The organism is Zarconia navalis LEGE 11467 (assembly GCF_015207075.1).
Taxonomy (GTDB): domain Bacteria; phylum Cyanobacteriota; class Cyanobacteriia; order Cyanobacteriales; family Geitlerinemataceae; genus Zarconia; species Zarconia navalis.
Genome location: NZ_JADEXN010000168.1, coordinates 1 through 9,347, shown reverse-complemented (window position 1 = coordinate 9,347; position 9,347 = coordinate 1). Strand labels below are relative to the sequence as shown.

Below are 9,347 nucleotides of genomic sequence, written 5' to 3'. Positions count from 1 at the left end.
CCCATTCCCCATTCCCCATTTCCCATTCCCTATTAGAGAGAATAACGACTCACCCATTATTATATTCATTGTTCATTCCCGATTTCATATGCAACTTGTCTGGAGAGCGATCGGTCTTGGTATCTTAGCACTGCCTTTAGTGGCATACAGTCGCGGGTATTGGCAGCGTCCCCCGCGCGCCAATCTCGATCGGGTTTTATTCGAGGGGGTTTCCTATCGCCGCGAAGTACACAGTCGTCCCCGTCCCCTGATGATACATACCGTCGAAATCGATCTGGGGGCAACGGGGGTAGATGTCTTGGTAACACCGGGAAACCCTCCTTTGGGGAATCTCGAACCCGACAATCTCGAAGTAGATGCTCGCACCACCTCAGAATTTCTCGAAGAATTCCAGTTGCAAGTGGCGATTAATGCCAACTTTTTTTACCCGTTTCGCGAGAAGACACCGTGGGACTATTATCCCCATAGCGGCGATCGGGCTAATGCTGTCGGGCTGGCAATTTCTCGGGGTCAAATTTACTCTCCAGGCCAAGAGGACTGGCCGGCGCTGTGTTTTGGGGGCGATGGGCACGCTCGAATCGAGGGGGGTGGAACCTGTCCGGAGGGGACGCTACACGGCGTTGCTGGGAATCAGGCGATTGTTGAGAACGGACAACCTACCAATCTTCCCAAAAAAGGGTCTAAGAAGTACACACTATACGGTCGGATGGCTGTTGGTATCGATGAGTCTGGCGAAAAATTGTGGATTATTGCCGTCGATGACAAACAACCGGGTTACAGCGAAGGGATGGCGCTAGCAGAACTGGCTAACATCTTCGTCGAATTAGGGGCAAGTGCGGCAGTGAATCTCGATGGTGGCGGTTCTGTCACCCTCGCTATTGACGATGGCAACGGCAATGCCGAAATTTTAAATGCCCTCATCCACGCTAAAATTCCGATGAAAGAACGCCCCATCGCGAATCATATTGGGTTTTACGCCCGGTAGTTTCGATGGACACGGAGATGGGGAGATTGGGAGACGGTAGAGTGCTCGATTCATGAATATTCTTCCCCTTTCCCCTTTCCCCTTTGCCCGTTTTTAATTCCTCGCCTCCTCCTCTTCAATTCCGAATTCCGCGCCTCCGAACTCCGAATTCCTACTTCCTACTTCCTACTTCCTACTTCTCTACGGTGATAATATCCTGGTAATCGTTTTTTGCCCGTTCTTCGTAGGCTTTGCGCTGTTCGGCTTCTTTTTCGCCGTAGAAAAATGACAGCAGAACGAAACGTTCCCCGGCGGTGATATCAGTCGCTTCATGCATCACAGAACCGGAAAAAATTACCGCGCTGCCGGTATCGGGTTTGTAGAGATGGGGGCCGTGTTCGGGAAACCTCAGAAAGCCACCTTCGTATTCGCCAGCGTTTAAATTCAAGGTCATGGCAAAGCGGCGGTGAGCGGTTCCCCCTGTGGTATCATCGCGATGCGCTCGGAAAAATCCCCCACGACTGGAATCGTAGCTGCCGATGCGGAAACTTTCCCAGCGAGTGGCTTCAAATTGAAAAGCACGCTTGATTTCAGTGAAGACACGCCGCTGAACGATCGACACTAAACGTCTGAGAATTTTCCGATCGCCAACGAAATGATCGCGGCGAATTTTGTGGGTGTAGTCGATATAGCCGACGGTTCGATCCCCTTCTCGTTTCATAAAGCCGGAGTCGCCGTTATCGGTTTGCCACAGCCGAATCAAATCTTGGCAAAATTCCTTGTCAAGGACGTTGGGAATTAGCAAGACGGGGGCTTGCATCGTCATGTGGCGGGGTTCTTCGCGGCGGATGAGGGTGTGGATATCGGTGCGAATTCGATCGATTGCCGTTTCTAGCTCTCCAAGGTGGTAAATTTGGAGAATCCGCAAGTTGGTATCGATTAAAAATGCCGCCCGCGCGTAAATCCAGTCTCCTTTCTCGTCATCGCTGGGACGACATACGCCGTAAAGTTTGCTGACGGCTCTGTTGGTATCGCACAGGAGGGTGTAGGATATATCCTGTTGTTCCCCAAAGGCGTGGCGGGATTCGGGACGATCTAAACTGATGCTGTAGATTTGTACGTTCGCTTCATCGCACTCGGGCTTTAAATCTCGAAATGCGATCGCCACTTCTTGGCATCCGGGCATTTCATCTTGGGCGTAGAAAAAGACGATCGCCGGTTTCCCTGCATTGTCACTGAGGATGAAGCGATCGCCAGTTCGATCGAGCAAACCAAACAAGGGGATGCGATCGCCGATAGAGAGGGTTCGGGTGGAAAGAGACATGGTGAAAAGTAATTAAGTAAAACGGTAGGATGCGCGATTACGGCGACTATTTCTGCTCTCAATCTGAAAGTAAAAATTCGCCTCCAAGCATCAAGATTTATCTAAGAGTACTAAGAGCACGAAGGATTTAGGATGATGCGTTACGTTGGCACTTTAGCGAAGCCATGCGCGAAGCGCTATACGCATCCTACGGCATTACTAAAATTTCGATGTCACACCAAGGCTAGATAGTTCACAGGCAACAGAACCAGCAATGCCGGGTAGATCGACCCCCCTTTAATTTAAAACATCTGACAGGGAATGTGGGGGTATTTCGGGTCGGGTTATTTGATGGGTGGTATCGAATCGGGGCAAGTTTAGCGTCGTCGGAGAAGGTGGGCAGTTCGATCGTAATTTGAAACGTTAAATTCTCACCAGAAATACTGCCCATGCCCACCCTACAACTTCCTCCTCTTCGGGGGCTTCGGAGGTGTTGTATCGTACAATTGGCTCGGAAGAAGTGAGGCGATGAGAACAACAGTTATCGGAGTGATGGGGCCCGGAAATGGCGCGCGGGAGATCGATCGCCATGTTGCCAAAGAACTAGGAAGCGCGATCGCATCTCAAGGGTGGATACTGCTAACAGGGGGACGCAATACCGGCGTGATGGAAGCCGCCAGCCAAGGGGCAAAACAAGCAGGAGGTTTGACGATTGGCATTCTACCCACAGCCACCGATGAAGGGATGTCCGAAGCGGTAGATATCGCCATTTTCACCGATTTAGGAAGTGCCCGCAATAATATTAACGTCCTATCGAGCCACGCGATCGTCGCTTGCGGGATGGGTGCGGGAACGGCATCGGAAGTGGCGCTGGCATTGAAGGCGAAAAAGCCGGTAATTTTACTCAACTGCGATCGCACCACTCAAGCGTTTTTCGAGAACCTATCTTCAGATAATTTGTGGATTGCCGAAACAGTGGAAGAAGCGATCGCCATTTTGCAAAATGCATTAATTAAGGGATAACCCGCGAGCGATCGTCAAAACTTCGTTTGATAACTCTTTTCTAACTTTGTGTTCTTTGTGTCTTTGTGGTTTATTAAAAAGCCTAGGACTAAATCCCAGGCTTAAGCTCGCAAATGATGTTATCGAGTTTTCAATAATCCTGCAAGTTTGAGATTCGATCGCCAATCTTTCTCAAATCCTTATTGCGATTATTCCTCAATTTTCACCGAGACAATTTTATCTCCCTGACGAATGGCATTCACTACATCCATATCTTCGGTTTTCCCAAAAACAGTATGCACGCCATCTAAATGAGATTGGGGAGAATGGCAGATAAAAAATTGACTGCCGCCGGTATCTTTACCCGCGTGAGCCATTGACAAAGTTCCAGCTAAATGCTTGTTCTTATTAATTTCACATTTAATCTGATAACCGGGGCCTCCCGTTCCCGTACCATTAGGACAGCCGCCTTGAATCATAAAGTTAGGAATCACGCGATGAAAATTCAAACCATCGTAAAATCCTTTTTTCGACAAATCGACAAAGTTTTGGACGGTATTTGGAGCATCGTCACTAAACAATTCTAGATTAATTGTTCCCTTGTCTGTTTCCATAATTGCTTGAGTCATTTTAGCTAATTCCTAATTTTAGGGGTTATCGCTTCTATCTCTGAGATAATAATTTTTATCCAGACTTCATTCTAGTATTTCATGGTGGCGATCGCGGGTAAAGCGTTTAATGCAAATCTCATATTTTTTTTAGGTTTCCCATAGACCTTTCTAAAGGCTTTGACCGGAAAAATCTTAATTTCTAAAAAATGTCTCAAACAACGAGAAAGATGAACCGATACTTTGCAACCGTCGCTCGCAGCTTAGAACCGATCGCCGCGCGAGAACTCGAAAAATTGGGGGCGCGGGAGGTGGTTGCCGATTTTGCTGGGGTGCATTTCAAAGGAGATCTCGCCTTGCTGTACCGCGTCAACCTGTGGGCGCGAACCATTTTTCGGGTGCTAGTTCCGGTATCGGAATTTCGCTGTGTCGATTCCGAAATGCTCTATCAAGGAGTGCAGCAAATCGACTGGGGAGAGTATCTCACACCGGACAATACGATCGCCGTTCGCTCTACCGGCGGCAACCGACAACTCAACCACAGCCACTACAGCGCCCTCCAGGTAAAAAACGCGATCGTAGACCAACAGCGAGACCAGTTCGGGCGGCGATCGAGCGTCGATGCGGGCGATCCGGATTTCGCCATCAACCTCCACATCTATCGCGATCGGGGTATCCTCAGTTTGGATAGTTCCGGTACGAGTTTGCACCGACGGGGCTATAGACCGGCTGTAGGGTTAGCCCCCCTCAAAGAAACTCTCGCTGCGGCCCTGCTCGACCTGGCGGAATACTCGCCCAGTTTACCCCTTTTCGACCCCCTGTGCGGTTCGGGCACATTACCCCTCGAAGCCAGTTTGCAAGCCCTCAACATCGCGCCGGGGTCGTTTCGCGATTGGTTTGCCTTCATGAAATGGCCCGATTTCGATCGGGATTTATGGGAGGAAATCCAACGAGAAGCCGTTACCACCCGCCTCGACGCACTACCCGCCCCCATTATCGGCAGCGATAGCGATCCAGAAGCCGTTGCCAGTGCCCGCACCAATGCCGAAAACTGCGGGGTTAAAGGTCAGGTTCAATTGATACAGCAAGAACTCTCTGAAGTCGAAGCACCGGGGGAAGGCGGCATTTTAATCTGCAATCCTCCCTATGGAGAACGGTTAGGCGATGCCCGAGAACTGGGAGACTTGTATAAATTGCTCGGCGATACGTTCAAGCAACGGTTTAAAGGCTGGACGGCGTATATCCTCACGGGAAATAAAGACCTGGGCAAACGAGTGGGACTGCGTGCTTCTCGGCGAATTCCCGTTTACAACGGTGCGCTGCCCTGCACCCTGCTCAAATACGAACTGTATTAGGACTAGTTAACACGCCTCTAAATTTCGATCGCATCCCCATCCTAAAAATGGGCGATCGGTATTCGGCACTTCAAAATCGCCACTAAATATAAGTTAATACAATAATGACGTAGTACGATCGAATCCGATTGGGTGCGACCCGATCCACGAGTAGAAAGCAGAAGGAATTATGGGAAAGGTAGTCGGCATTGACCTGGGGACAACCAACTCTGTGGTCGCTGTCATGGAAGGTGGAAAACCCATCGCGATCGCCAATGCAGAAGGAATGAGAACGACCCCTTCCGTTGTCGGCTTTAGTAAGGATGGCGAACGGTTGGTGGGTCAGATGGCGCGGCGACAAGGGGTTCTCAACCCTCAAAATACGTTTTATTCCGTCAAGCGGTTTATCGGCCGCAAGTACGGCGAACTCAACCCCACCTCAAAACGGGTTCCCTACACCATCCGCAAGGATGAGTCGGGCAATATCCGCATCAAATGTCCCCGACTCAAACGCGATTTCGCCCCAGAAGAAGTGGCAGCGATGATTCTGCGCAAACTCGCTGACGAAGCGAGTCGCTATCTAGGAGAACCCGTTACTGGGGCCGTAATTACCGTACCCGCCTATTTCAACGATTCTCAGCGACAGGCAACCCGAGATGCGGGACGGATTGCTGGGTTGGAAGTCAAACGAATTCTCAACGAACCGACGGCCGCATCTTTGGCTTACGGCTTGGAACGGCGGGAGGCGCAGACGATTTTGGTGTTCGATCTGGGGGGTGGAACCTTTGACGTGTCGGTTCTCGATGTGGGAGACGGCGTGTTTGAGGTGCGATCGACTAGCGGCGATTCCCAACTGGGGGGGAACGATTTCGATCGCAAAATTGTCGATTGGCTGGCTGAAGAGTTTCTGGAGTCTGAAGGGATCGATCTGCGGCGCGATCGTCAAGCCTTGCAACGCCTAAACGAAGCAGCAGAGAAAGCGAAAATCGAACTCAGCGGCGTGGGAGTCACCGATATCAACCTCCCCTTCATTACCGCCACGGAAGACGGTCCCAAACATATCGAAACCCGCCTGAATCGGGGGGATTTTGAATCCATGTGCCAAGACCTGGTACGTCGCCTGCGCCTGCCGGTGAAGCAAGCCTTGATCGATGCCGGACTCAACCCCCGCCAAATCGATGAAGTGGTTTTGGTGGGTGGTTCCACCCGGATTCCCTTAGTGCAGCGCGTCGTTCGCAGTATCATCGATCGCGAACCCAACCAAAACGTCAACCCCGACGAGGTCGTGGCCGTGGGGGCGGCGATTCAAGCGGGAATTTTGGCCGGCAACATCCAAGATATTCTGCTACTCGACGTGACTCCCCTCTCGGTGGGACTCGAAACCATCGGCGGCGTGATGAAACCTCTGATTCCCCGCAATACTACGATTCCCGTGCGGCGATCGGATATTTTCTCCACCTCCCAAAACAATCAAAGCCAGGTGGAAATTCACGTTTTACAAGGGGAACGGCAAATGGCCAACGATAATAAATCCCTGGGTCGTTTCCGACTAACCGGTATTCCCCCGGCCCCGAGAGGGATTCCCCAGGTACAGGTCTCCTTCGACGTAGATGCCAACGGGATTTTGCAAGTCAGCGCTCTGGACAAAGCCACCGGACGAGAGCAAAGTATTACCATCCAAGGGGCTTCTACCCTCAGCGAACGGGAAGTGGAACAAGCCATCCGGCAAGCGGAGGAATTTGCCGATGTCGATCGCCTGCGTCGGGAAAAAGTAGACCAGCGCAACCGCGCCGAGGCCCTGGCTTCGCGCGCGGAACGGGAGTTGCGCACGGTAGCTCTCGATTTCGGTCTTCAGTTCGCCCAGAGTTCCCGTCGGCGGATCGATGCATTGATTCTCGATTTGCGCGATAGCCTCGCTCGCAATGACGATCGTGGCATCGATATTACCAGTTCTAGCCTCCAGGATGCCCTCTACGAACTTAGTCGCGAAGTCTCCGAATATGCCATGGAAGAAGACGACGACGATTTATTCGGGGCGATTCGCCGCACGTTCAGCGGAGATAGCGATCCCAACTACGGCTTAGAAGAACGCCGACCGAGGGGGGGTACGTCGCGGATGCCGCGCACCAATGCGTATGATGAAAATTGGGATGATGATGAAGATGATTGGTTCTAAACATGGGAATGGCGATCGCCAAATTTTACCGATTGCCACCGCCCGCATCAAATATTCCCACCCCGCGCCCGATCGCCAACAAGCGCGCCCAGTGACGCTCTAGTGGCCCGATCGCTCGTCAATCGGGCGTTGCAAGCAATTTGCCCGCTTAGGGTCGAACGAAATCACCATGCAAAATGTTCGGGATTATTACAAACTTTTGGGGGTTGCCCCAACTGCAACGGGAGACGAAATCAAGCAAGTTTATCGCCGACTGGCGCGAAAATACCATCCCGACCTGAATCCGGGAGACAAAGCCGCCGAGGACAAATTTAAGGACATTGGCGAAGCCTACGAAGTTCTCTCCGATGCGAGTCGCCGGCAAGAGTACGATCGCTTCAGCCAATTTTGGCAGCAGAAAAAGGCCGGACGCACTCCCTCTCGGCGCAACCGAACCAGCAGCCCCCGCCAAAGTCCCACCACCGGACGAGATTTCGACCAATACCCCACCTTCGAGAGTTTTCTCGACGATTTGCTCAACCGACGCACCACGGCAACCCGCAACACCCCTCCACCCCCAACGGGGTCTCGCATCGACTCTCCCGGTGCGTTTCGCCCCAAAACCACCAAGACCGCCTATACCGTCCCTAGCGGCAATATCCCGCGCGATATCGAAGCGCGGTTGACCCTTCCCTTAGAAAAGGCTTATCGAGGCGGCAGAGAACGCATTCGCCTGGAAGACGGGCGATCGATCGAAGTGAATATGCCGCCCGGTATCGTAGACGGCCAACGGCTGCGCCTGAAGGACAAAGGAACCAACGGCGGCGATCTGTTTCTCAAAATGACCGTTTCTCCCCATCCTTTCTTCAAATTGGAGGGCAGCGATATCTTTTGTCAGTTTCCCCTCACCCCCAGCGAGGCGGTCTTGGGCGGTCGGGTGGAAGTGCCGACCCTGGATGGATTGGTAAAAATGACACTGCCCCAAGGTCTCAAATCCGGTCAGCGATTGCGGCTTTCGGGAAAAGGGTATCCCATGTCTCGGGGAAGTCGCGGCGATCAGTTCGTGGAGGTACAAATTGCCCTACCGCCGAACTTGAGCGATCGAGAACGGGAACTCTACGAACAGTTGCGCCGCATCGAAACTTTCAATCCCCGTCAAAATTTGCCCAGGTGAACTGTGGAGGCTTCTCAAACCTGGGGGAAAGGGAAAAAATGGGAAGAAATCTGAAAATATTCGTCAGGGCGAAGCATTCGGCATTTTTGTGGAAATCGATAAACATCAACCGGAATGCTTCGCCCATCTGTCGCTAATTCGCGACTGACTAGTGAGTCAGTGCGACCTCTTTTTGAGACACTTCAACTTCGCGGAGTTGCTTGATGGTTTTCAACTCTAAAAGAAGGGTGTCAATTTCTGCGTGTAAGTGCAAAAATTCGATTTGCCGTTCCGTGGGATAGACGGATTCCACGGATTTCATCAGGCGGGCTTCAGGATTTGACGGGTCGGGACGAGAAGAACGGACGGGACGAGCGGATTGAGATAGGGCAGATACAGATGTTGACATACTTTAGTTTTTTAGTAACTTTTACCTACTTATTATCAACTTGTAATTGTACTCCGATCTTCTGAAAATGCTGCATCAAATATTGCAGTTGCGATTGCAACTCCAGCAAGATATCCAACTCAAGCTTAGGTACGATAACGGATGGCGCGATTTCAAAAAAAATCTGGATTTCATCAAAATTGCTTTGGTCTTCCCATGGTTTTTCTCCCGATCTCTAGTACTTCTTCCATCTTGGGTGAGGTCGAGTTTGGTAAACTGAAGTCAGGTTCTCATCTGATGCCAACCCGATCGCAAGCCTAAAATACTCGCAGATAATGGCGATTGAGGCAATCGACCGTCAAACTCCAGATAAGATAGCCTTCTATCACTCAACTCTCAAATCGAATGACCATTCGCTTGCCCCGAATCGATTCTCATCC

The 9,347-nt window shown here is 51.3% G+C and carries 8 protein-coding genes; 5 read left to right on the top strand and 3 right to left on the bottom strand.

Annotated elements, in window-relative coordinates; all coding sequences use genetic code 11:
* Nucleotides 1–88: 88 nt before the first annotated feature.
* Nucleotides 89–985 carry a phosphodiester glycosidase family protein gene (locus tag IQ235_RS10740; RefSeq protein ID WP_264321465.1) on the top strand — a complete coding sequence of 299 codons (897 nt, stop codon included), beginning with the start codon at nt 89–91 and terminating at the stop codon, nt 983–985.
* Nucleotides 986–1,157: 172 nt separating this feature from the next.
* Here IQ235_RS10740 and IQ235_RS10735 read toward each other — a convergent pair whose 3' ends face one another.
* Complete coding sequence (locus IQ235_RS10735) at nt 1,158–2,288, bottom strand: redoxin domain-containing protein (RefSeq protein ID WP_264321464.1); 1,131 nt, start codon at nt 2,286–2,288, stop codon at nt 1,158–1,160.
* A 507-nt stretch (nt 2,289–2,795) separates the two neighbouring features.
* On the opposite strand from IQ235_RS10735, the gene IQ235_RS10730 reads away from it, so the two are divergent.
* The gene (locus IQ235_RS10730; protein ID WP_264321463.1) at nt 2,796–3,290 is read left to right on the top strand and encodes a TIGR00725 family protein; all 495 of its coding nucleotides are present in this window, start codon (nt 2,796–2,798) and stop codon (nt 3,288–3,290) included.
* 188 nt (nt 3,291–3,478) lie between these two features.
* Here IQ235_RS10730 and IQ235_RS10725 read toward each other — a convergent pair whose 3' ends face one another.
* Nucleotides 3,479–3,898, bottom strand: coding sequence for a peptidylprolyl isomerase (locus IQ235_RS10725; protein ID WP_264321462.1), 420 nt, complete (start codon nt 3,896–3,898; stop codon nt 3,479–3,481).
* A gap of 209 nt (nt 3,899–4,107) precedes the next feature.
* Here IQ235_RS10725 and IQ235_RS10720 point away from each other — a divergent pair, with 209 nt between their 5' ends.
* From IQ235_RS10720 to IQ235_RS10710, 3 genes are all read left to right on the top strand, one after another.
* On the top strand, nt 4,108–5,232 hold the full coding sequence (locus IQ235_RS10720) for a THUMP domain-containing class I SAM-dependent RNA methyltransferase (RefSeq protein ID WP_264321461.1): 1,125 nt from the start codon (nt 4,108–4,110) through the stop codon (nt 5,230–5,232).
* Between the two features lie 169 nt (nt 5,233–5,401).
* On the top strand, nt 5,402–7,387 hold the full coding sequence (gene dnaK, locus IQ235_RS10715) for a molecular chaperone DnaK (protein WP_264321460.1): 1,986 nt from the start codon (nt 5,402–5,404) through the stop codon (nt 7,385–7,387).
* Between the two features lie 169 nt (nt 7,388–7,556).
* The gene (locus tag IQ235_RS10710; RefSeq protein ID WP_264321459.1) at nt 7,557–8,540 is read left to right on the top strand and encodes a DnaJ C-terminal domain-containing protein; all 984 of its coding nucleotides are present in this window, start codon (nt 7,557–7,559) and stop codon (nt 8,538–8,540) included.
* Nucleotides 8,541–8,688: 148 nt separating this feature from the next.
* Here the strand turns inward: IQ235_RS10710 and IQ235_RS10705 are convergent, their stop codons facing one another.
* Nucleotides 8,689–8,928 (bottom strand): hypothetical protein, encoded by a 240-nt coding sequence (locus tag IQ235_RS10705; protein WP_264321458.1) that lies wholly within the window; start codon nt 8,926–8,928, stop codon nt 8,689–8,691.
* Nucleotides 8,929–9,347: the final 419 nt, after the last annotated feature.

Bases quoted from the DNA above. Each gene is read 5' to 3' on its own strand.
- IQ235_RS10740 (WP_264321465.1), top strand. From the start codon at position 89: ATGCAACTTGTCTGGAGAGCGATCGGTCTTGGTATCTTAGCACTGCCT.
- IQ235_RS10735 (WP_264321464.1), bottom strand. From the start codon at position 2,288: ATGTCTCTTTCCACCCGAACCCTCTCTATCGGCGATCGCATCCCCTTG.
- IQ235_RS10730 (WP_264321463.1), top strand. From the start codon at position 2,796: ATGAGAACAACAGTTATCGGAGTGATGGGGCCCGGAAATGGCGCGCGG.
- IQ235_RS10725 (WP_264321462.1), bottom strand. From the start codon at position 3,898: ATGACTCAAGCAATTATGGAAACAGACAAGGGAACAATTAATCTAGAA.
- IQ235_RS10720 (WP_264321461.1), top strand. From the start codon at position 4,108: ATGAACCGATACTTTGCAACCGTCGCTCGCAGCTTAGAACCGATCGCC.
- dnaK (WP_264321460.1), top strand. From the start codon at position 5,402: ATGGGAAAGGTAGTCGGCATTGACCTGGGGACAACCAACTCTGTGGTC.
- IQ235_RS10710 (WP_264321459.1), top strand. From the start codon at position 7,557: ATGCAAAATGTTCGGGATTATTACAAACTTTTGGGGGTTGCCCCAACT.
- IQ235_RS10705 (WP_264321458.1), bottom strand. From the start codon at position 8,928: ATGTCAACATCTGTATCTGCCCTATCTCAATCCGCTCGTCCCGTCCGT.